Raw genomic sequence first — 20,425 nt, forward strand, 5'->3', positions numbered from 1 at the left:
TTGCCCGCGATGAGGCCATAACATTCAACATCTTTGTTGACTGTCAAACCGCCATCGCGGGCAAGCCCGCTCCCACAGGTTTTACGCCAGTTTTTCGAACTTCAGATCCCACACGCCATGCCCAAGACGTTCACCGCGGCGTTCGAACTTGGTGATCGGGCGTTCGGTCGGGCGCGGGACGCATTTGCCGTCTTCGGCGAGGTTGCGATAGCCCGGCGCGACGTTCATCACTTCCAGCATGTACTCGGCGTACGGTTCCCAGTCGGTGGCCATGTGCAACACACCGCCGACCTTCAACTTGCTACGCACCAGCTCGGCGAATGACGCCTGCACGATACGGCGCTTGTGGTGACGGCTCTTGTGCCACGGGTCCGGGAAAAACAGCATCAGGCGATCGAGGCTGTTGTCGGCGATGCAACGGTTGAGCACTTCGATCGCATCGCAATCGTAGACGCGCAGGTTGGTCAGGCCCTGAGTCAGCACGCCATTGAGCAGCGCACCGACACCCGGACGGTGAACCTCAACGCCAATGAAATCCTGCTCCGGCGAGGCCGCGGCCATTTCCAGCAGCGAGTGGCCCATGCCGAAACCGATTTCCAGCGAGCGCGGTGCCGAGCGACCGAATACCTGGTCAAAGTCCACCGGCGCATCGGCCAGCGGCAGTACGAACAGTGGCGTGCCCTGGTCCAGACCACGTTGCTGGCCTTCGGTCATGCGCCCGGCACGCATCACGAAACTCTTGATGCGGCGGTGTTGGCGCTCTTCGCCTTCTTCCGTCTGGATAGGCGTGTCGTTTGATTCAGTCATCAATGGCTCTTACTTGATCAGACCATCCAGCGGCGAGGAGGCGCTGGCATAGAGTTTTTTCGGCATGCGGCCGGCGAGGTAGGCCAAGCGACCTGCAACGATGGCGTGTTTCATGGCTTCAGCCATCATGATCGGCTGCTGGGCATGGGCGATGGCCGAGTTCATCAGCACCGCTTCGCAACCCAGTTCCATGGCGATGGTAGCGTCGGAGGCGGTACCGACACCGGCATCCACCAACACCGGGATCTTGGCTTCTTCGAGGATGATCTGCAGGTTGTACGGGTTGCAGATCCCCAAGCCTGTACCAATCAGACCGGCCAGCGGCATGACCGCGATGCAGCCGATTTCCGCCAGTTGACGGGCAATGATCGGGTCATCGCTGGTGTACACCATCACGTCGAAGCCTTCCTTGACCAGCACTTCGGCGGCCTTGAGGGTTTCGATCACGTTGGGGAACAGGGTTTTCTGATCCGCCAGCACTTCCAGCTTCACCAGGTTGTGGCCGCCGAGCAGCTCACGGGCCAGGCGGCAGGTGCGCACAGCCTCGGTAGCGTCGAAGCAGCCGGCGGTGTTAGGCAGGAAGGTGTAGCGATCCGGCGACAGGACTTCGAGCAGGTTCGGTTCGCCCGGGTTCTGGCCGAGGTTGGTGCGGCGCACGGCGAAGGTGACGATCTCGGCACCCGAGGCTTCGATGGCCAGGCGGGTTTCTTCCATGTCGCGGTACTTGCCGGTGCCTACCAGCAAACGCGACTGGTAAGTACGACCGGCCAGGACGAAGGGCTTGTCGCTACGAACGATGCTCATGGGAAATCCTCTGTAGGGGTGAGGTTCTTGCAGAATTCTGTGCCCATTAGGGCCGGACGACTAGCCGCCGCCTATGGCGTGTACCACTTCGACGGAATCGCCGTCGTTCAGCGTGGTGTCGGCATGCTGGCTGCGCGGGACGATATCCAGATTGAGCTCGACCGCCACCCGGCGCCCGGTCAGTTCCAGACGGGTCAGCAGGGCCGCAACGGTTTCACCGTCGGGCAGTTCAAGGGATTCGCCGTTCAATTGAATGCGCATACCGAATGCCGCCATCATTTTTAGGGGCTGGCATTCTAGCCCGATCAGTCAGGCCGACCCAAGCCATTCGTCACGAAATGGACCGCGTGGTCAGCTCAACCGCCAGGCGGCAAGCCCCAGGCAAACCCAGCCGACCAGGAACGCCAAGCCACCGAAGGGCGTAACGATCCCGAGCTTGCTGATGCCCGTTATCGTCAGCAGGTATAGGCTGCCGGAAAACAACAGAATGCCAATAGCAAATGATGCGCCGGCCCAAGTAATCAGTCGACCGGGCATTTGCGTGGCGAGCAGCGCCACGCCCAGCAGCGCCAAGGTATGCACCAGCTGATAGGTGACGCCCGTATGGAAAATCGCCAGGTACTCGGCGCTCAGACGGTTTTTCAGGCCATGAGCGGCGAATGCGCCCAAGGCAACACCGGTGAAGCCGAAAAAAGCAGCCAGCATCAGGAAGCCACGCAACATGAAGAACTCCAGTCAGACTCGATCAACAGGGTCTGTATAATGGCCGGCTCAACGGGTTCGGCCAAGCCATCTCTATGCTGCGTTTAATTTTCCGTCGTTTCACGAAGGCCCTGCTCTGGTTCGCGGGCGGCAGCATATTGCTGGTGTTGCTGTTTCGGGTGGTGCCGCCACCGGGAACGGCGCTGATGGTCGAGCGCAAGGTCGAATCCTGGTTCGACGGCGAACCCATCGACGTGCAACGCACCTGGAAACCCTGGGATGAAATCTCTGACGACCTGAAAGTCGCGGTGATTGCCGGTGAAGATCAGAAGTTTCCCGAGCATTGGGGCTTCGATATCGGCGCGATTCAGGCAGCGTTTGCGCATAACGAGCGCGGCGGCTCGATTCGCGGCGCCAGCACCCTGAGCCAGCAAGTGTCGAAGAACCTGTTTCTGTGGTCTGGCCGCAGTTGGCTGCGCAAAGGCCTGGAGGTCTGGTTTACCGGGCTGATCGAGGTGTTCTGGCCCAAGCAGCGGATTCTTGAGGTGTACCTCAACAGCGTTGAGTGGGATGAAGGGGTGTTTGGCGCTGAAGCGGCGGCTCGGCATCACTTCGGTGTGGGCGCTCGCTCGATATCCCGACAGCAGGCGAGTCTGCTGGCTGCGGTACTGCCGAACCCGCGGGTGTGGAGTGCTAGCCATCCAACCTCTTACGTTGCAAGACGGGCCGGGTGGATTCGCCAGCAGATGAGTCAGTTGGGTGGGGACAGCTATCTGCTCGGCCTCAACGATTCGCGCCGAGCACCTTGGTCTCAATAATTGAACACTACTTTCTGAACACTGAAGATCCCTGTGGGAGCGGGCTTGCCCGCGAAGGCGTTGTGTCAGTCAACACAACAGTCACAGACACACCGCTATCGCGGGCAAGCCCGCTCCCACAGGGACCTAGGTGAGGCTGGAAAATGGGCACCAACAAAAACGCCCCGATCAATGATCGGGGCGTTTTTTATTGCCGGTGCGCAGATTATGCGGCGATCGACAACTTGAGCTTGTTCATCGCGCTCTTCTCGAGCTGACGAATACGCTCGGCCGACACGTTGTACTTCTGCGCCAGGTCGTGCAGCGTGGCTTTTTCTTCTGCCAGCCAGCGCTGGTAGAGGATGTCGCGGCTACGGTCGTCCAGCACTTCAAGCGCTTCGTGCAGGTTGTGGTTCGAGTTGTCGCTCCAGTCAGCATCTTCCAGTTGACGGGCCGGATCGTACCGGTGGTCTTCCAGATAGTTGGCCGGCGACTGGAATGCACTGTCGTCGTCCGCTTCCGCAGCCGGGTCGAAAGCCATGTCATGGCCGGTCAGGCGACTTTCCATCTCGCGCACTTCCCGCGGCTCTACGCCGAGGCTTTCCGCCACGCGATGGACTTCCTCGTTGTTCAGCCAGGCCAGACGTTTCTTCTGGCTGCGCAGGTTGAAGAACAGCTTGCGCTGAGCCTTGGTGGTCGCGACTTTCACGATCCGCCAGTTGCGCAGGATGAACTCGTGGATTTCTGCCTTGATCCAGTGCACCGCAAAGGACACCAGGCGTACACCCATTTCCGGGTTGAAACGCTTGACCGCTTTCATCAGGCCGACGTTGCCTTCCTGGATCAGGTCAGCCTGGGCCAGGCCGTAGCCGGAATAGCTACGGGCAATGTGTACGACAAAACGCAGGTGGGCGAGCACCATCTGCCGAGCCGCCCCCAAATCCTGCTCATAATAGAGACTCTCGGCCAGTTCACGCTCCTGCTCCGGTGTCAGCAATGGAATGCTGTTCACCGTGTGCACATAGGCCTCCAGGTTCGCACCCGGGACCAGAGCATATGCAGGCTGCAAAGAATTGGTCATACGAAAAAACCTCCGACTTACATAACTCGTGCAGTTCAGCACTGCGAAAATTGACCGGAAACCAAAAGACAAGTTCCCATAAACGCTGAAAGGTCAATACGAGCAAAATGATATTACTTTGGCGCAAGCTCCCGCAGGTGGCGTGCGACTGCAATCCATGCACCGATATACCCCAACAGCACCGCGCCAAGCAAGAGCGATAGACCGTCGGCAACTGGCACTCCGGCCAGCGCAAAATCACTGCCGTACAAACCGGCCAGTCCAACCACTGCGTCGTTCAGCCAATTCAGGCCGAACGCCAATACACCCCAGGCAAAAATCCCCGCACCAAAGCCATAAAGCGCGCCCATATACAGAAAGGGCCTGCGCACATAGCTGTCAGTGCCGCCGACGAGTTTAATCACTTCTATCTCTGTGCGGCGGTTTTCAATATGAAGACGAATGGTATTGCCTATCACCAAAAGTAATGCAGAAACCAAAAGCACGGTCAGACCGAAGACAAATCGGTCTCCCAGCTTGAGGATGGCTGCCAGACGCTCGACCCAGACTAGATCAAGTTGCGCCTGTTGTACCTTCGGCAATTCGGAAAGTTTTTGTCTCAATGCTTCAAGCGCGGGCTTGTCGACCTCGTTCGGGGTCACCAGGACCACGCCCGGCAGCGGGTTTTCCGGGAGTTCCTTGAGCGCCTCGCCCAGTCCGGACTGCTGCTGGAACTCTTCCAGCGCCTGATCACGACCCACGTACTCGGCCTCGGCCACACCCGGCATACCCTTGATCTGCTCACGCAACGACTCGCCCTGCTCAGGGCTGGCATCGAGTTGCAGGTACAGGGAAATCTGCGCCGCACGCTGCCAGGAACCGCCAAGACGCTCGACGTTACTTAGCAAAAGTGACAGGCCCATCGGCAAGCTGAGGGCAACTGCCATCACCATGCAGGTGAAAAAGCTGCCTATCGGGTGTTTACCCAAGCGGCGCAAGCTGTCCAGCAGACTGGCACGATGGCTTTCGACCCAGGCGCGGAACAGCGTAGAGAAATCCGGGCCATCGTCATCGTCGCGCTTTTTCTTCTGCGGCTGCGGATCGGCGGGTTTCGGGGCTACGCGCTCGGAAACCTTGGGGCTACGTGTTGCACTCATACGCCAGCCTCCCCGTCGCCGATCAATCGGCCACGCTGCAGGGTGAGCATGCGATGACGCATGCGGGCAATCAGTGCCAGGTCGTGACTGGCGATCAGCACGCTGGTGCCCAGACGGTTGATGTCTTCGAACACGCCCATGATTTCTGCCGCCAGACGCGGGTCGAGGTTACCGGTCGGTTCGTCCGCCAGCAGCAAGGCCGGACGGTGAACGATGGCGCGGGCGATGCCGACGCGTTGTTGCTGGCCGGTGGACAAGTCGCCGGGGTAGAGATCGGTTTTGTCCGAGAGCGCCACGCGCTCCAGGGCCGAGTCCACGCGCTTGGCGACTTCGGCCTTGGACAGGCCAAGGATCTGCAGCGGCAATGCGACGTTGTTGAACACCGTGCGATCGAACAGCAGTTGGTGATTCTGGAACACCACGCCGATTTGACGGCGCAGGAATGGAATCTGCGCATTGCTGATGGTGCTCAGGTCTTGCCCTGCCAACAGCAATTTGCCGGTGGTCGGACGCTCCATGGCCAGCAAAAGCCGCAACAAGGTGCTTTTACCGGCGCCGGAATGGCCGGTAACAAACAAGAACTCGCCCCGACGGACCCGAAAGCTCAGCTCATGCAAGCCGACGTGACCATTCGGGTAGCGTTTACCGACCTGTTCGAAACGAATCATGAACGCTCCCGCTCGGCAAACAATGCCTGGACAAAGGGTTCTGCTTCAAAAGTACGCAAATCGTCGATGCCTTCGCCGACGCCGATATAGCGAATCGGCAAGCCAAACTGCTTGGCCAGGGCGAAAATCACCCCGCCCTTGGCGGTGCCGTCGAGTTTGGTCAGCGCCAGGCCGGTCAGTTCGACGGTCTGGTTGAATTGCTTGGCCTGGTTGATGGCGTTCTGGCCAGTACCGGCGTCGAGCACCAACAGCACCTCGTGCGGCGCATCGGCGTCGAGCTTGCCGATCACCCGGCGAACTTTTTTCAGTTCTTCCATCAGGTTGTCTTTGGTGTGCAAACGACCGGCGGTGTCGGCGATCAGCACGTCAATGCCACGAGCCTTGGCGGCCTGCACGGCATCGAAGATGACCGAAGCCGAGTCGGCGCCGGTGTGCTGGGCGATCACCGGAATCTTGTTGCGCTCACCCCAGACCTGCAATTGCTCGACCGCGGCGGCGCGGAAGGTGTCACCGGCGGCGAGCATGACTTTCTTGCCTTCCAGTTGCAGCTTCTTCGCCAGTTTGCCGATGGTGGTGGTCTTGCCGGCGCCGTTGACGCCCACCACCAGAATCACGAATGGCTTGTTCTGTGAGGTGATTTTCAGCGGCTGTTCGACAGGCTTGAGCATCGCTGCCAGCTCGGCTTGCAGGGATTTGTACAGCGCATCGGCATCGGCCAGTTCTTTGCGGGCGACTTTCTGGGTCAGGCGCTGAATGATCACCGACGTCGCTTCGACGCCGACATCGGCGGTCAGCAGACGGGTTTCGATGTCTTCAAGCAACTCGTCGTCGATGATTTTCTTGCCGAGGAACAGGCTGGCCATGCCTTCGCCAATGCTGGCGCTGGTCTTGGACAAGCCTTGCTTGAGGCGGGCGAAGAAACCGGCTTTGGACTCTTCGGTACGCACAGGCTCGACCGGAGTTTCAACGGGAGCAACGGGCGTGGCGACGACAGGGGCGATGACCGGTGCAGGTGCAGGCTCTGGCGCTTGAACAACCGGAGCAACCGGAGCAGGAGCAACAAATACCGGCACTTCAGGCTCTGGAGCAACCGGCGCAGGCTCAGCCACGAACACAGGTTCAACGACCGGCTCAACCACTGGCGCCTGAACCGGCTCGGGAGCAAACGCAGTCGGGGCCGGAATCGGCGGCGTGATGTGAGCTGCTTGCTCATCTTCGACCAATGCCACCGGTTCTTCCGCCACCGGCAACCTCAGCCACGGCTCGGCGGCAGGCGTCAGCGGCAACGGGGCCACGACTACGGTTTCAGGCTCAGGCTCAGGCTCGGCCGCGGATTGCAGCACCGGCTCGGCGATCGGCAGGGCAATTGGCGCGGGCACTTCTTCCATGACCGGCGCCGGTGTTGGCTCAGGAAGTGGTTGTGGCTGTTCGACAACGGGTTCCTGCGGCTTTTTGCGCAGCCATCCGAACAGGCTTTTCTTCTCGCCAGCCGCAGCTGGGGTCTTCTTGTCGTCGTTGGAACCAAACATGGAGGACGGCTATCTCACAGTAGCGACGCGCCAAAGGGCGCCTCGGCAATAAATAATTCGATGCAGAACAGACTGCGATTCATCCAGCTTGTTCACGCGCAACATTTTGTCGAGGTACCAACGGCACCTCAAAGGTTGATTAATACGAAGGACTGGAACAGCATCGTCGGCGAAAACGCAGAGTTTAGCTGACAAACTCAAAGCCCAAGCCGCAAACCCAAACAACCTATTGACCGATCAAAGGCCTGATAGGCGTGGCCGCCAGTAAAACGGATCAGTATCCTAGCACCTCCTCGCCCGCCTAGGCTAAGACCAAGCGGGCAGCCCAACAGGTTTAAAAACGAATGAATGCTCTAGCCCGCCGCGCTGCAGGCCTGCTGTTCAGCACAGTTTGTCTGCCCCTCTCGGCCCTGGCTGCCGATCCACAACCCACCCACGAATTCACCCTCGACAACGGCCTGAAGGTCGTCGTGCGCGAAGACCATCGTGCGCCGGTCGTCGTTTCCCAGATCTGGTACAAGGTCGGCTCAAGCTATGAGACCCCGGGCCAGACCGGGCTGTCCCATGCGCTGGAACACATGATGTTCAAGGGCAGCGAGAAAGTCGGTCCCGGCGAAGCGTCGCTGATCCTGCGCGACCTCGGCGCCGAAGAGAACGCCTTCACCAGCGACGACTTCACCGCGTATTACCAGGTGCTGGCCCGTGACCGTCTGGGCGTGGCCTTCGAGCTGGAAGCCGACCGCATGGCCAACCTGCGCCTGCCGGCCGACGAGTTCACCCGCGAGATCGAGGTAATCAAGGAAGAGCGTCGCCTGCGCACCGACGACAAGCCGATGTCCAAAGCCTACGAGCGCTTCATGGCCATGGCCTACCCTGCTAGCGGTTATCACACGCCGACCATCGGCTGGATGGCGGACCTCGACCGAATGAAGGTCGAAGAACTGCGCCACTGGTATCAATCCTGGTATGTGCCGAACAACGCCACCCTGGTGGTGGTCGGTGATGTGACCCCGGACGAAGTCAAAACCCTGGCCCAGCGTTACTTCGGCCCGATCGCCAAGCGCGACGTGCCACCCGCGAAAATCCCGCTGGAACTGGCCGAGCCCGGCGAACGGAAGATCACCCTGCATGTGCAGACCCAATTGCCGAGCCTGATGCTGGCCTTCAACGTGCCGAGCGTCGCTACCGCTGAAGACAAGCGCTCGGTAAACGCTCTGCGCCTGATCTCCGCACTGCTCGACGGCGGCTACAGCGGCCGGATCCCGACGCAACTGGAACGCGGCGAAGAGCTGGTGTCCGGCGGCTCGTCGAGCTACGACGCCTACACCCGTGGCGATAGCCTGTTCACTTTGTCGGCCACGCCGAACACCCAGAAGAAGAAAACCATGGCCCAGGCGGAAGCCGGCCTGTGGAAACTGCTCGAACAGCTGAAAACCACCGCGCCATCCACCGAAGAGCTGGAGCGGGTGCGAGCGCAGGTCATTGCCGGCCTGGTCTACGAGCGTGACTCGATCACCAGCCAGGCTACCGCCATCGGCCAACTGGAAACCGTCGGGCTGTCCTGGAAACTGATGGACACCGAACTCGCCGACCTGGAAAGCGTGACCCCGCAAGACATCCAGAAGGCCGCCAAGCTGTATTTCACCCGCGCACGTCTCAGCGTCGCCCATGTACTGCCAGAGGAGACGACTCATGAGTGAGCGTAAAAAACCGCGCCTGGCCCTGATCGGCCTAGTCGTCATTGCATTGCTCGGGTCTGCCGCCTTCTATTTCTCCAAGTCTGACGAAACCAACGCCAGCGAAGCCCTCGACAAAGCCAAGGCGAGCCAGAAACTGCAATCGCTGGCAGAACTCGACGGCAAGGCCCCAAGCCATCGCTCACTGAACGTGCAGACCTGGAACACCGCCGAAGGCGCCAAGGTGATGTTCGTCGAAGCCCGTGAGCTGCCGATGTTCGATATGCGCCTGATCTTCGCCGCTGGCAGCAGCCAGGACGGCGATGCATCCGGCCTGGCACTGTTGACCAACGCCATGCTCAACGAAGGTGTGGCTGGCAAAGACGTCGGCGCTATCGCCCAGGGCTTCGAAGGCCTGGGGGCCGATTTCGGTAACGGCGCCTATAAAGACATGGCGATTGCCTCGCTGCGCAGTCTCAGTGCCGCGGACAAACGCGAGCCTGCCTTGAAGCTGTTCGCTGAAGTCGTTGGCAAACCGACCTTCCCCGCCGACTCGTTTGCCCGCATCAAGAACCAGATGCTGGCCGGCTTCGAATACCAGAAACAGAACCCCGGCAAACTCGCCAGCCTGGAGCTGATGAACCGCTTGTATGGCGATCACCCGTACGCGCACTCCAGCGACGGTACGGCGAAAAGCATTCCACCGATCACCCTGGCGCAGTTGCGGGCCTTCCATCAGAAAGCCTACGCCGCCGGTAACGTGGTGATTGCGCTGGTGGGCGATCTGTCGCGCGCCGAGGCCGAGGCGGTTGCCGCACAAGTGTCCGCCGATCTACCCAAAGGGCCGGCCCTGGCGAAAATCGAACAACCGACCGACCCCAAGTCCAGCATCGGTCACATCGAGTTTCCGTCCAAGCAAACCAACCTGATGATCGCGCAACTGGGCATCGACCGTGACGATCCGGATTACGCAGCATTGTCGCTGGGCAATCAGATCCTTGGCGGCGGTGGCTTCGGCACCCGGTTGATGAGCGAAGTGCGTGAGAAGCGCGGCCTGGCTTATGGCGTATATTCGGGTTTCAGCCCGATGCAGGCTCGCGGCCCGTTCATGATCAACCTGCAAACCCGCGCCGAGATGAGCGAAGGCACGCTGAAACTGGTGCAGGACGTGCTCGCCGACTACCTTAAAACCGGCCCCACCGAGAAAGAACTCGACGATGCCAAGCGTGAACTGGCCGGCAGCTTCCCGCTGTCCACCGCCAGCAACGCCGATATCGTCGGGCAACTCGGCGCCATGGGTTTTTACAACTTGCCGCTGAGCTATCTGGAAGACTTCATGCAGCAGTCCCAGAGCCTGACCGTCGAGCAAGTCAAAGCCGCATTGAACAAACACCTGAGCACGGACAAACTGGTCATCGTCAGCGCTGGCCCGACCGTGCCGCAAAAGCCGTTACCGGCCCCAACTGATAAACCTGCCGAGCAACCGCTCGGGGTTCCGGAGCATTAATGGCCCGCCCATCGCGTCCAAAAAAACCTGTTCACAACGTGCACAACGGCGTGAATCAACTGCGCATCATCGGCGGTGAATGGGGCAGCCGAAAGCTGAGCTTCCCCGATGCGCCAGGCTTGCGTCCAACGCCGGACCGAGTCCGTGAAACCCTGTTCAACTGGCTCGCGCCTTATGTCGCAGGGGCCAAGGTATTCGACCCATTTGCCGGTAGCGGCGCGTTGTTTCTCGAGGCTTTGTCCCGTGGCGCAGCAATGGGCCAGGCACTGGATGCCAGCAACATTGCGGTATCCAGCATCAAGGAACATCTGGGCACCCTGCGCTGCACCACCGGCCAGGTACAGACTGCCGACGCCTTGCGCTATCTGGAAACCCAACCGGCCACGGCGTTCGATCTGGTGTTTCTCGACCCGCCGTTTAATCAGAATCTGTTGCCGGCCGTTTGCACTTTGCTCGAAGAGCGTCATTGGCTGAGTGACGATGCGTGGGTCTACACTGAAAGCGAAACGGCACCGTCGATATTGGGTTTGCCAGAAAATTGGCGCCTGCATCGGGAGCAAAAATCCGGACGGGTGTATTACGCGTTGTGGCAACGTATGGCAGGGATCGCCGGTTAGTCCGGCCTGTAAAAACGGTGCGAAGCTCAGTCAGTTAACGCTGCGGGTAAGCACCGCTGCATCGAGAGCAATCGTGTCCCATCTGCCAGAACATTTCACCCCCCGTTTCAACCCCGCCTACGGCCTGGGCAATCCGCACTTACAAACCTTGTGGGGACCGCTATGGCGCAAAACCACACACCTGGACCGCGAGCGCGAACGCTTATGGCTCGAAGACGGTGACTTCCTTGATCTGGACTGGCATGGCCCCCACAGCGCAAATGTGCCGCTGGTGCTGGTGCTGCACGGCCTGACTGGCTCATCGAATTCGCCTTACGTGGCCGGCGTACAGAAGGCGCTGGGCGCCCAGGGTTGGGCCAGTGTCGCGCTGAACTGGCGAGGCTGTTCCGGCGAACCCAATCTGTTGCCGCGCAGTTACCATTCCGGGGCCAGTGAAGACCTGGCCGAAACCATCAAACACCTGCGGACCCAGCGCCCTCTCGCACCGCTGTATGCGGTCGGTTATTCCATGGGTGGCAACGTGTTGCTCAAACACCTGGGCGAAACCGGTAGCAACAGCGGCGTACTCGGCGCGGTGGCGGTGTCGGTTCCATTTCGCCTCGATCAGTGCGCCGATCGTATCAGCCAGGGTTTTTCCAAATTCTATCAAGCGCATTTCATGCGGGAGATGGTCGCTTACATCAAGAACAAGCAGCGCAGGTTCCAGCATGAAGGGCATCAGGATGGCTTGGCGGCATTGGCGGCGCTGGGCTCGCTGGAGAATATGCGCACCTTCTGGGATTTCGATGGCCGGGTCACCGCGCCGCTGAATGGTTTCGCCGATGCCGCGGATTATTATCGCCGCGCTTCGAGTCGTTATTTCCTTGGAGAGATTCGCACACCGACCCTGATTATCCAGGCGGCCGACGACCCATTTGTCTTTCCTCATAGCCTGCCGCAAGCCGATGAATTGTCTGCCTGCACGCAATTCGAGTTGCAGGCCAAGGGTGGGCATGTCGGCTTCGTCGAGGGCTCCTTCCGGCAACCGGGTTACTACCTGGAACGGCGCATTCCCCAATGGCTCGCCACCACAGGGCGCAAGTAGAGCATGGGTCCGGATCAGGGCGAGTCGATCCACTTCTGGCAAACGGCTCCGTTGGCTGGGGTCGAGTTGTTGTCCGCACGCTACATCGAACACCGCTTCGCCCCCCATGTGCATGACGGCTATGTGATCGGCATGATCATGGCCGGCGCCCAGCGTTATCGCTATCGAGGCGCCGAGCATCTGGCGGGCAGCGGCACACTGGTGCTGATCAACCCGGATGAACTGCACACCGGCCACAAAGGTACGGAAGATGGTTGGTTGTACCGGGCGTTTTATCCCGACAGCGGGCAGATTCTTTCACTGCTGGACGAGCTCGAACTGCCGACCGATACCTTGCCGGCGTTTGGCGCCACGTTGTATCGCGATCCGGATCTGGTGAAGGGGTTCTGCCAACTGCATTGTTTGCTGGAGAGTCCGTCCACGGCCCTGCAGCAGCAAACGGCCTGGCGGGAAATGATGCTGTCGCTGTTGCAACGTCACGCAGCTGTTCCGATCGCCAACAAACCTGGCAAGGAACACCGGGCGGTGACCTTGGCCAAGGAACTGTTGCAATCACGCTTGGCGGCGCCGCCCTCGCTGGAAGAACTGGCGGCGACGGTGAACCTGTCGCCCTTCCACTTCGCCCGAGTGTTCCGCAGAGCCACCGGCATGCCGCCACACACCTGGTTGATGCAGCAGCGTATCGCCCGGGCACGGGCGCTGTTACAGCGCGGCTGCCTGCCGCTGGAAGTCGCGACGCAACTGGGTTTTGCCGACCAGAGTCATCTGAGTCGGCAATTCAAACAGGTTTACGGCGTAGGACCGGGGGCGTATCGCAGCGCGCGGCAGCTGTGAAATCTCAAGAACACCTTATTAACCATGCGGGAGCGAGCCTTTGTGGCGAGGGGGCTTGCCCCCGTTGGAGTGCGAAGCGCTCCCGAAGCCAGCGGATGCGGTGCTTCAGTTAGACCTCGTCGTCCGATTTGCGACTGCTTCGCAGCCGAACGGGGGCAAGCCCCCTCGCCACAAAGGCTCGCTCCCACATTGGTTTGGCGTTTATTCGCCCTTGGCGACGCCTCGCGCAGGATCGTTGATCCACTCGCTCCACGACCCGGCATACAACGCCCCCAACGGATAACCCGCCAGGCACAGGGCGAACAGGTTGTGGCAGGCGGTCACACCGGAACCGCAATACGCGACCAACTCTGTCGGTGAACGATCACCGAGCTTCGCGGCAAACCGCTGCTTGAGCTGTTCGGCCGGCAGGAACCGTCCGTCGCTGCCCAGGTTATCGGTGAACGCTGCACATTGTGCGCCGGGGATGTGCCCGGCAATCGGATCGATCGGCTCCACTTCGCCCTTGAAGCGCGGCAAGCCGCGGGCGTCGAGCAAGGTCAGCGCGGGCTGGCCGAGACGTTGCTGGAGTTGTTCAGCGCTGAGCACCAACGAAGCATCCGGCGTCCCGGTGAAGGTCCCACGGGTAACCGACGGCGCATCAAGACTCAGGGGCAATCCAGCAGCGTGCCAGGCTTTCAGCCCACCATCGAGAATGAACACGCCATCGCGCTTGCCCAGCCACGCCAGCAGCCACCAGGCTCGCGCCGCGTAGGCGCCGGGACCGTCATCGTACAAAACCACTTCGCTGTCGGTGTTGATGCCCCAGGTTTGCAAGCGCTCGATCAAGTCGGCGGGTTCAGGCAATGGATGACGCCCGGTAACCCCCTTGACCACTGCACCGCTCAAATCACGCTCCAGATCGGCAAAGCTCGATCCGGCAATATGCCCTTCGGCGTAGCTGCGCTGCCCGTAATCAGGGTCTTCGAGGGCAAAACGACAATCCAGAATCACCAGCCCCGGCGTCTCCTTTTTCAGGTCCAACGCTTGCGGGCTGATCAGTTGCGCAATGGGCATAACGGGCTCCTGTGATTTTTTGTCTGGAATCCTACTGCACTCTTTATTCCACTTCTTTATCCCACTTCTTCCAGCGCCTGGGCCAGCGGCACGTAAAACTCTTCGAACAGTGCATTCACCGCATCGTGAGCTTGATCCGTGACGAATCCGGCCTCCAGCACCAACACCTGATACACGCCCCGTTTGATCGCCTGTTCGCTCAGATGGTTGGAGTTTTCCCGCGTGGTGCACAGAAAACGCACCCACGATGTGAGGATGATCCAGGCATTGAGGGTCAGGGATTCGATCTGAACCTTATCCATGCACAGAATGCCGGCCTCGACGAAGCCCGCGTAGATGTGTGTGCCCTGGATCAGGCAGCGCTGGGAAAAGCGCCGGTAGCGGGCGGCCAGCTCGGGATCGCTGTCGAGCAAATGCTCTAGGTCGCGATGCAGGAAGCGGTAGCGCCACATGGCGGAGAGCAATTCCTTGAGGTAGAAGCGCTTGTCTTCGACCGTCGCGGCGCGCCCTTGGGGCGGGCGCAGGAAGCTGTCCACCAGGTTTTCGTACTCACTGAACAACACGGCGATGATCGCCTGCTTGTTGGGGAAGTGGTAGTACAGGTTGCCCGGGGAAATCTCCATATGGGCAGCAATGTGGTTGGTGCTGATACTGCGCTCGCCCTGTTGATTGAACAGCTCCAGGCTGTTCTGCACGATGCGCTCGCTGGTTTTGATCCGAGGGGCCATGGCTTGAGCTTTAATTCAGAGTGCGATGAGGGGCATCTTACGACCTATCCACGCATGGATAAAACAAAGCTGTACCAGAGCGTCATTTGACTTTCTAGAGCTTAGACTCTAAAAAGTTCCTCATTACAATAAATCCGGAGCCGACCATGCCTGCTGACATCGCCTACTTGAAGAACCTGCAGCAGCCTCTGGACGAACTCCAAGCCCTGTTCGACGCTCAACGCGCGGCGTATGCAGCCAACCCGATGCCACCCGCGGCTCAGCGCCAGCAATGGCTAAAGGCGTTGAAGGACCTGCTGAGCAATGAGCGTCAGGCCCTGATCGACGCCATCAGCCAGGACTTCAGCCACCGCAGCGCCGATGAAACCCTGCTCGCCGAACTGATGCCCAGCCTGCACGGCATTCATTACGCCAGCCGGCACCTCAAAGGCTGGATGAAAACCTCGCGACGCAAAGTCGGCCTCGCCTTTCAGCCAGCATCGGCCAAAGTGGTTTATCAGCCGTTGGGCGTGGTCGGAGTGATCGTGCCGTGGAACTACCCGCTTTACTTGGCCATCGGGCCGTTGGTGGGTGCGTTGTCGGCGGGCAACCGGGTAATGCTCAAACTCAGCGAATCGACCCCCGCCACCGGTTTGCTGCTCAAGGAATTGCTGGGGCGAGTTTTTCCCCAGGACCTGGTCTGCGTGGTGCTGGGCGAGGCCGATATTGGTGTAGCGTTCTCGCGGCTGCGTTTTGATCATTTATTGTTCACCGGCGCCACCAGCATCGGCAAACACGTGATGCGCGCGGCGGCCGAGAATCTGACGCCGGTGACCCTCGAACTGGGCGGCAAGTCTCCGGCCATCGTTTCCCGCGATGTGCCGCTCAAGGACGCCGCCGAACGCATCGCTTTCGGCAAGACCCTCAACGCCGGGCAAACCTGTGTCGCCCCGGACTACGTGCTGGTGCCGGAAGACCGCGTCGGCTCTTTCGTCGAAGCCTATCGTCAGGCGGTTCGCGGGTTTTATCCGACGCTGGCCGACAACAAGGACTACACCGCCATCATCAATGACCGGCAGTTGGCTCGGCTCAACGGCTACCTCAGCGACGCCACCAGCAAGGGCGCGCTGCTGATTCCGCTGTTCGATCAGGGCCAGGGCCGGCGCATGAGTCATAGCCTGCTGCTCAACGTCAGCGACGACATGACAGTGATGCAGGACGAAATCTTCGGCCCGTTGCTGCCGATCGTGCCGTACAAGGATCTCGACGAAGCGTTTGCCTACATCAACCAACGCCCTCGCCCGCTGGCGCTGTATTACTTCGGCTACGACAAGCGCGAGCAAAACCGCGTCCTCCACGAAACCCATTCCGGCGGTGTTTGCCTCAATGACACCTTGCTGCACGTTGCTCAGGACGACATGCCGTTCGGCGGCATCGGTGCCTCAGGCATGGGCCACTACCACGGCCACGAGGGTTTCCTGACCTTCAGCAAGGCCAAAGGCGTGCTGATCAAACAGCGTTTCAATGCGGCGAAGCTGATCTATCCGCCCTACGGTAAATCCATTCAGAAACTGATCCAGAAGCTGTTTATCCGCTAACGATCATCACCGCCGGGTAATAACAATAATGAGCCCAAGCCTGTCCGACACACCCGCGCTGTCACGGCGCGGCCTGCTTAAATTCAGCCTCGGCGCCAGCGCCTTTCTGGCCACGGCCGGATTAGGTGCGAGCCTCAGCGGCTGCTCGTCGAGCAACCCGGCCAGCGGTTTCGCGATTCTGCGCAGTGGCGACCTGCTGTTTCTGCGGGCAGTGATTCCGGTGATGCTCGACGGTGCCGTGGCTTCCGAAAAAATGCCGGCCGCTGTCACCGAAACGTTGCACTGCCTGGATAACGGCCTGAATCACTTGTCGCCGGAAATGCTCAAACTGACCCGGCAATTGTTCGATGTGTTGGGGATGAGCATTACTCGCGGCCCATTGACCGGGATCTGGGGCAGTTGGGAAAACGCCAGCAGCGAACAGATCCGGCACTTTCTCGACCGTTGGGAAAACAGCTCGTTGAGCCTGCTGCGCATGGGCCATAGCTCGTTGCTGCAAATGGTGATGATGGCGTGGTACAGCCGGGCGGAGTCGTGGGCGCATTGCGGGTATCCCGGGCCGCCTACGGTTTGAGACCGAGTCGACCCTATCGCGGGCAAGCCACGCTCCCACAGGGTTTGAGTCGTTCACAAAAGGGTGGTCCATCTCAAACCCAGTGGGAGCGTAGCTTGCCCGCGATGGCGTCAGCCGCATCACCAACAAATCCAAAATAATAAGAGAACCCCAAACATGCCCGTACCCGATCCGTTCCGCGAAGGCCTGGCCCGTGGCTGGAAAACCTACAACGGCGCCCGACTGACCCAGGACCTGACCCTCGAAGCGGATGTGGCAATCATCGGCAGCGGTGCCGGCGGCGGGACCACCGCCGAGATCCTCAGCGCCGCCGGCTACAAGGTATTGCTGATCGAAGAAGGCCCGCTCAAGACCAGCAGCGACTTCAAGATGCTCGAAGACCAGGCCTACACCAGCCTCTATCAGGAAGGCATCGGGCGCATGAGCAAGGACGGCGCGATCACCATCCTCCAGGGCCGGGCAGTGGGCGGCACCACGCTGATCAACTGGACCTCGAGCTTTCGCACCCCGGACCCGACGCTGGAACACTGGGCCAAAGAGCACGACGTCATAGGCCACACACCGGCCGAGATGGCGCCCTGGTTCGAGAAAATGGAACAACGCCTGGGTGTCGCCCCGTGGAGGGTGCCGCCCAACGCCAACAACGACGTCATCCGCAAAGGCTGCGAACAACTTGGCTACGCCTGGCATGTGATTCCACGCAATGTGCGTGGCTGCTGGAACATCGGTTACTGCGGCATGGGTTGTCCGACCAACGCCAAGCAATCGATGCTGGTCACGACCATCCCGGCGACCCTGGAGAAAGGTGGCGAGCTGCTCTATCTGGCCCGCGCTGAAAAACTGTCGATCAAAGACGGCAGGGTTATGGGGTTGCAATGTGTGGCGATGGATGAGCGTTGCGTTGCGCCCACCGGACGCACGATTACGGTCAAGGCGCGCCATTACGTACTGGCCGGCGGTGGGATCAACAGCCCGGCGCTGCTATTGCGCTCCGAAGCGCCGGACCCGCACGAGCGGCTGGGTAAACGGACCTTCCTGCACCTGGTAAATATGTCCGCAGGGCTGTTCGATGAGGTGATCAACCCGTTCTACGGCGCGCCGCAATCGATCTATTCCGACCATTTCCAGTGGCAGGATGGCACCACTGGCAAGATGTCTTACAAACTGGAGGTTCCACCGCTGCACCCCGCGCTGGCCAGCACCCTGCTCGGCGGCTTCGGCACGGAAAGCGCCCGGCATATGGAAAACCTGCCGCACACCCACGCCATGCTGGCATTGCTGCGGGACGGTTTTCACCCGGACAGCCCCGGCGGAAGCGTTGAATTGCGCGGTGACGGTACACCGGTGCTCGACTATCAGGTTTCACCGTATGCCTGGGACGGGTTGCGCCGGGCATTCCACAGCATGGCCGAGATCCAGTTCGCCGGGGGCGCCAACGCCGTGATGCCGATGCACGCCGACGCTCGTTACGTGAAAACCCTCACCGAAGCGCGCGCATTGATCGACGATTTGAGCCTTGAGTTGTACCGCACGCGCTTGGGTAGTGCTCATGTGATGGGCGGTTGTGCCATGGGTGAAGACCCGAAAAACGCCGTGACCGATAGCCTCGGCCGACATCACCAATTGCGCAATCTGTCGATTCATGACGGCTCGCTTTTCCCCACCAGCATTGGCGCAAACCCCCAATTGTCGGTCTACGGACTGACGGCGCAATTGGCCACTTCGCTCGCCGAACGTTTGAAAAACCCATGAAAACGCGGAATATTCCCATCGTCTATAGTGCTTTCTTACCCAACAGGCGACTTGGCCGACCGGGAAGGCTGCGATACCATCCGACTCCCCAACGGACTCCCGCCAGGACGACGCGATGAACCGAGTGTTGTACCCAGGTACCTTCGACCCTATTACCAAGGGCCATGGCGATCTGGTCGAACGCGCCTCGCGCCTGTTCGATCATGTGATCATCGCCGTCGCCGCCAGCCCGAAGAAGAACCCGCTGTTTCCCCTGGAACAACGCGTGGAGCTGGCCCGCGAGGTCACCAAACATTTGCCGAACGTTGAAGTCGTCGGTTTCTCGACGTTGCTCGCGCACTTCGCCAAAGAGAAGAACGCCAACATATTCCTGCGTGGTTTGCGCGCGGTATCGGACTTCGAATACGAATTCCAGCTGGCCAACATGAACCGCCAACTGGCGCCTGATGTGGAAAGCCTGTTTCTTACCCCGTCCGAGCGTTATTCGTTCATTTCCTCGACGCTGGTTCGTGAAATCGCAGCCTTGGGCGGCGATATCACCAAGTTCGTCCACCCGGTGGTGGCCGACGCCCTCACCCTACGCTTTAAAAAGTAGGAGCTGCCGAAGGCTGCGATCTTTTACGGCTACCGCAATCTTTGATCGCTGCACTTGATCGCGCCCGCGTGCACTGCGGGCGCCAATGCGGCACAATTGTGCGCATTGATTTATTGCGCCCGGGCCTGCCGCCCCGGCTGGAGTTAGCATGTCCCTGATCATCACCGACGATTGCATCAACTGCGACGTCTGCGAACCCGAGTGCCCGAACGCCGCCATCTCCCAGGGCGAAGAGATCTATGTGATCGACCCGAACCTGTGCACACAATGTGTCGGCCACTATGACGAACCGCAGTGCCAGCAGGTCTGCCCGGTGGATTGCATCCCGCTGGACGAGGCTCATCCAGAGACTGAAGAACAGTTGATGGAGAAGTACCGCAAGATTACCGGTAAGGCTTGAGCCATCCGGCGACTTCAACGCCGCCATCGCGGGCAAGCCCGCTCCCACAAGGACCGCGTAAACCCTGTGGGAGCGGCGGTGCGGCGATCCGACTTGCCCGCGATGAGGTCATCAGCCACACCGTAGATGTAACTGACTTCACTCCCGCTGCTCAAACCCCTCCCCGATACACCCCAAACACCGCACAAATGCGGCTTTCGCCGGGTCGACCACCAACGCCTGCCCCGCATCGCCAATGCCGCCACCCAATGCGGTAAACGGCAACGACACCACAAACGCCCCGGCACCAATCACCGTCGCCACCACCAATAACGGTCGGGCAATCAGTAAATCGCCAAGCATGGCGTAGGCCGGTGGGTTCTGGATGGTGTAACGCGGATCGCCGCTGCCGTTCTCAGCCGCCAGCGCGGACGCACCGACGCTAAGCAGCAGCGCAACGACAAGGGTTCGAAACAGATTCATGGCACGGTCCTTCGGCTAGGCAGTGAGAACACTGACTAT

The 20,425-nt window shown here is 60.2% G+C and carries 22 protein-coding genes; 11 read left to right on the plus strand and 11 right to left on the minus strand.

Annotated features, from left to right (window positions below; all coding sequences use genetic code 11):
* Positions 1-81 precede the first annotated feature (81 nt).
* The 4 genes from trmB to KGB18_RS20660 all read right to left on the minus strand — a co-directional run bounded on the left by trmB (position 82) and on the right by KGB18_RS20660 (position 2,334).
* Positions 82-807: a tRNA (guanosine(46)-N7)-methyltransferase TrmB gene (gene trmB / locus KGB18_RS20645; protein ID WP_223570392.1), complete on the minus strand. Its 726-nt coding sequence runs from the start codon at positions 805-807 to the stop codon at positions 82-84.
* Between the two features lie 9 nt (positions 808-816).
* Positions 817-1,611: a thiazole synthase gene (locus tag KGB18_RS20650; RefSeq protein ID WP_007897902.1), complete on the minus strand. Its 795-nt coding sequence runs from the start codon at positions 1,609-1,611 to the stop codon at positions 817-819.
* 60 nt (positions 1,612-1,671) lie between these two features.
* A complete protein-coding gene (thiS, locus tag KGB18_RS20655) occupies positions 1,672-1,872 on the minus strand; it encodes a sulfur carrier protein ThiS (RefSeq protein ID WP_008026157.1) in 201 nt (66 codons plus the stop codon).
* Between the two features lie 90 nt (positions 1,873-1,962).
* The gene (locus KGB18_RS20660) at positions 1,963-2,334 is read right to left on the minus strand and encodes a DUF423 domain-containing protein (RefSeq protein WP_223570393.1); all 372 of its coding nucleotides are present in this window, start codon (positions 2,332-2,334) and stop codon (positions 1,963-1,965) included.
* 74 nt (positions 2,335-2,408) lie between these two features.
* On the opposite strand from KGB18_RS20660, the gene mtgA reads away from it, so the two are divergent.
* Positions 2,409-3,131 (plus strand): monofunctional biosynthetic peptidoglycan transglycosylase, encoded by a 723-nt coding sequence (mtgA, locus tag KGB18_RS20665; protein WP_123719699.1) that lies wholly within the window; start codon positions 2,409-2,411, stop codon positions 3,129-3,131.
* A gap of 205 nt (positions 3,132-3,336) precedes the next feature.
* Here mtgA and rpoH read toward each other — a convergent pair whose 3' ends face one another.
* The 4 genes from rpoH to ftsY form a co-directional block, all read right to left on the minus strand.
* Positions 3,337-4,191 carry an RNA polymerase sigma factor RpoH gene (gene rpoH / locus KGB18_RS20670; protein WP_007897890.1) on the minus strand — a complete coding sequence of 285 codons (855 nt, stop codon included), beginning with the start codon at positions 4,189-4,191 and terminating at the stop codon, positions 3,337-3,339.
* Positions 4,192-4,304: 113 nt separating this feature from the next.
* Positions 4,305-5,327: a permease-like cell division protein FtsX gene (ftsX, locus tag KGB18_RS20675; RefSeq protein ID WP_052964982.1), complete on the minus strand. Its 1,023-nt coding sequence runs from the start codon at positions 5,325-5,327 to the stop codon at positions 4,305-4,307.
* Positions 5,324-5,995 carry a cell division ATP-binding protein FtsE gene (ftsE, locus tag KGB18_RS20680; RefSeq protein WP_007897888.1) on the minus strand — a complete coding sequence of 224 codons (672 nt, stop codon included), beginning with the start codon at positions 5,993-5,995 and terminating at the stop codon, positions 5,324-5,326. The genes ftsX and ftsE overlap by 4 nt, the downstream gene beginning before the upstream one ends.
* Complete coding sequence (ftsY, locus tag KGB18_RS20685; protein ID WP_223570394.1) at positions 5,992-7,524, minus strand: signal recognition particle-docking protein FtsY; 1,533 nt, start codon at positions 7,522-7,524, stop codon at positions 5,992-5,994. Before ftsY ends, ftsE begins: the two co-directional genes overlap by 4 nt.
* A 344-nt stretch (positions 7,525-7,868) precedes the next feature.
* On the opposite strand from ftsY, the gene KGB18_RS20690 reads away from it, so the two are divergent.
* The 5 genes from KGB18_RS20690 (at position 7,869) to KGB18_RS20710 (ending at position 13,242) form a co-directional block, all read left to right on the plus strand.
* Positions 7,869-9,224, plus strand: a complete 1,356-nt coding sequence (locus tag KGB18_RS20690) for a M16 family metallopeptidase (protein WP_123719701.1) — start codon at positions 7,869-7,871, stop codon at positions 9,222-9,224.
* Complete coding sequence (locus KGB18_RS20695) at positions 9,217-10,707, plus strand: M16 family metallopeptidase (RefSeq protein ID WP_123719702.1); 1,491 nt, start codon at positions 9,217-9,219, stop codon at positions 10,705-10,707. The genes KGB18_RS20690 and KGB18_RS20695 overlap by 8 nt, the downstream gene beginning before the upstream one ends.
* Positions 10,707-11,324 carry a 16S rRNA (guanine(966)-N(2))-methyltransferase RsmD gene (gene rsmD, locus KGB18_RS20700; protein WP_201061727.1) on the plus strand — a complete coding sequence of 206 codons (618 nt, stop codon included), beginning with the start codon at positions 10,707-10,709 and terminating at the stop codon, positions 11,322-11,324. Before KGB18_RS20695 ends, rsmD begins: the two co-directional genes overlap by 1 nt.
* 73 nt (positions 11,325-11,397) lie before the next feature.
* Positions 11,398-12,408: a hydrolase gene (locus KGB18_RS20705; protein WP_052964977.1), complete on the plus strand. Its 1,011-nt coding sequence runs from the start codon at positions 11,398-11,400 to the stop codon at positions 12,406-12,408.
* A 3-nt stretch (positions 12,409-12,411) separates the two neighbouring features.
* Entirely contained in the window at positions 12,412-13,242 is an 831-nt protein-coding gene (locus KGB18_RS20710; protein WP_201061725.1) for an AraC family transcriptional regulator, read from the plus strand.
* 201 nt (positions 13,243-13,443) lie between these two features.
* On the opposite strand, the gene KGB18_RS20715 is transcribed toward KGB18_RS20710, so the two are convergent.
* Together KGB18_RS20715 and KGB18_RS20720 are read right to left on the minus strand one after the other, a co-directional pair.
* Positions 13,444-14,298 (minus strand): sulfurtransferase, encoded by an 855-nt coding sequence (locus KGB18_RS20715; RefSeq protein ID WP_223570395.1) that lies wholly within the window; start codon positions 14,296-14,298, stop codon positions 13,444-13,446.
* Between the two features lie 56 nt (positions 14,299-14,354).
* Entirely contained in the window at positions 14,355-15,026 is a 672-nt protein-coding gene (locus KGB18_RS20720) for a TetR/AcrR family transcriptional regulator (RefSeq protein WP_008007386.1), read from the minus strand.
* A 146-nt stretch (positions 15,027-15,172) separates the two neighbouring features.
* On the opposite strand from KGB18_RS20720, the gene KGB18_RS20725 reads away from it, so the two are divergent.
* The 5 genes from KGB18_RS20725 (at position 15,173) to KGB18_RS20745 (ending at position 19,924) form a co-directional block, all read left to right on the plus strand.
* The gene (locus KGB18_RS20725; protein WP_201061719.1) at positions 15,173-16,603 is read left to right on the plus strand and encodes a coniferyl aldehyde dehydrogenase; all 1,431 of its coding nucleotides are present in this window, start codon (positions 15,173-15,175) and stop codon (positions 16,601-16,603) included.
* A 28-nt stretch (positions 16,604-16,631) separates the two neighbouring features.
* Positions 16,632-17,177 (plus strand): twin-arginine translocation pathway signal protein, encoded by a 546-nt coding sequence (locus KGB18_RS20730; protein ID WP_123719707.1) that lies wholly within the window; start codon positions 16,632-16,634, stop codon positions 17,175-17,177.
* Between the two features lie 156 nt (positions 17,178-17,333).
* Positions 17,334-18,929 (plus strand): GMC family oxidoreductase, encoded by a 1,596-nt coding sequence (locus KGB18_RS20735; protein ID WP_123719708.1) that lies wholly within the window; start codon positions 17,334-17,336, stop codon positions 18,927-18,929.
* Positions 18,930-19,044: 115 nt separating this feature from the next.
* A complete protein-coding gene (gene coaD, locus KGB18_RS20740) occupies positions 19,045-19,524 on the plus strand; it encodes a pantetheine-phosphate adenylyltransferase (protein WP_030130143.1) in 480 nt (159 codons plus the stop codon).
* Positions 19,525-19,672: 148 nt separating this feature from the next.
* Complete coding sequence (locus KGB18_RS20745) at positions 19,673-19,924, plus strand: YfhL family 4Fe-4S dicluster ferredoxin (RefSeq protein WP_003195146.1); 252 nt, start codon at positions 19,673-19,675, stop codon at positions 19,922-19,924.
* 138 nt (positions 19,925-20,062) lie between these two features.
* On the opposite strand, the gene KGB18_RS20750 is transcribed toward KGB18_RS20745, so the two are convergent.
* Positions 20,063-20,386 carry a multidrug transporter gene (locus KGB18_RS20750; RefSeq protein ID WP_123361031.1) on the minus strand — a complete coding sequence of 108 codons (324 nt, stop codon included), beginning with the start codon at positions 20,384-20,386 and terminating at the stop codon, positions 20,063-20,065.
* Positions 20,387-20,425: the final 39 nt, after the last annotated feature.

Source organism: Pseudomonas sp. BF-R-26, assembly GCF_019947395.1.
GTDB lineage: Bacteria > Pseudomonadota > Gammaproteobacteria > Pseudomonadales > Pseudomonadaceae > Aquipseudomonas > Aquipseudomonas farris.

Excerpts from the sequence above, each read along its gene's own strand:
- KGB18_RS20695 (WP_123719702.1), top strand. The coding sequence starts at position 9,217 with ATGAGTGAGCGTAAAAAACCGCGCCTGGCCCTGATCGGCCTAGTCGTC.
- rpoH (WP_007897890.1), bottom strand. The coding sequence starts at position 4,191 with ATGACCAATTCTTTGCAGCCTGCATATGCTCTGGTCCCGGGTGCGAAC.
- thiS (WP_008026157.1), bottom strand. The coding sequence starts at position 1,872 with ATGCGCATTCAATTGAACGGCGAATCCCTTGAACTGCCCGACGGTGAA.
- ftsE (WP_007897888.1), bottom strand. The coding sequence starts at position 5,995 with ATGATTCGTTTCGAACAGGTCGGTAAACGCTACCCGAATGGTCACGTC.
- mtgA (WP_123719699.1), top strand. The coding sequence starts at position 2,409 with ATGCTGCGTTTAATTTTCCGTCGTTTCACGAAGGCCCTGCTCTGGTTC.
- coaD (WP_030130143.1), top strand. The coding sequence starts at position 19,045 with ATGAACCGAGTGTTGTACCCAGGTACCTTCGACCCTATTACCAAGGGC.
- rsmD (WP_201061727.1), top strand. The coding sequence starts at position 10,707 with ATGGCCCGCCCATCGCGTCCAAAAAAACCTGTTCACAACGTGCACAAC.
- KGB18_RS20730 (WP_123719707.1), top strand. The coding sequence starts at position 16,632 with ATGAGCCCAAGCCTGTCCGACACACCCGCGCTGTCACGGCGCGGCCTG.
- KGB18_RS20650 (WP_007897902.1), bottom strand. The coding sequence starts at position 1,611 with ATGAGCATCGTTCGTAGCGACAAGCCCTTCGTCCTGGCCGGTCGTACT.
- trmB (WP_223570392.1), bottom strand. The coding sequence starts at position 807 with ATGACTGAATCAAACGACACGCCTATCCAGACGGAAGAAGGCGAAGAG.
- ftsY (WP_223570394.1), bottom strand. The coding sequence starts at position 7,524 with ATGTTTGGTTCCAACGACGACAAGAAGACCCCAGCTGCGGCTGGCGAG.
- KGB18_RS20720 (WP_008007386.1), bottom strand. The coding sequence starts at position 15,026 with ATGGCCCCTCGGATCAAAACCAGCGAGCGCATCGTGCAGAACAGCCTG.
- KGB18_RS20690 (WP_123719701.1), top strand. The coding sequence starts at position 7,869 with ATGAATGCTCTAGCCCGCCGCGCTGCAGGCCTGCTGTTCAGCACAGTT.
- KGB18_RS20710 (WP_201061725.1), top strand. The coding sequence starts at position 12,412 with ATGGGTCCGGATCAGGGCGAGTCGATCCACTTCTGGCAAACGGCTCCG.
- KGB18_RS20715 (WP_223570395.1), bottom strand. The coding sequence starts at position 14,298 with ATGCCCATTGCGCAACTGATCAGCCCGCAAGCGTTGGACCTGAAAAAG.
- KGB18_RS20745 (WP_003195146.1), top strand. The coding sequence starts at position 19,673 with ATGTCCCTGATCATCACCGACGATTGCATCAACTGCGACGTCTGCGAA.
- KGB18_RS20725 (WP_201061719.1), top strand. The coding sequence starts at position 15,173 with ATGCCTGCTGACATCGCCTACTTGAAGAACCTGCAGCAGCCTCTGGAC.
- KGB18_RS20660 (WP_223570393.1), bottom strand. The coding sequence starts at position 2,334 with ATGTTGCGTGGCTTCCTGATGCTGGCTGCTTTTTTCGGCTTCACCGGT.
- ftsX (WP_052964982.1), bottom strand. The coding sequence starts at position 5,327 with ATGAGTGCAACACGTAGCCCCAAGGTTTCCGAGCGCGTAGCCCCGAAA.
- KGB18_RS20735 (WP_123719708.1), top strand. The coding sequence starts at position 17,334 with ATGCCCGTACCCGATCCGTTCCGCGAAGGCCTGGCCCGTGGCTGGAAA.
- KGB18_RS20750 (WP_123361031.1), bottom strand. The coding sequence starts at position 20,386 with ATGAATCTGTTTCGAACCCTTGTCGTTGCGCTGCTGCTTAGCGTCGGT.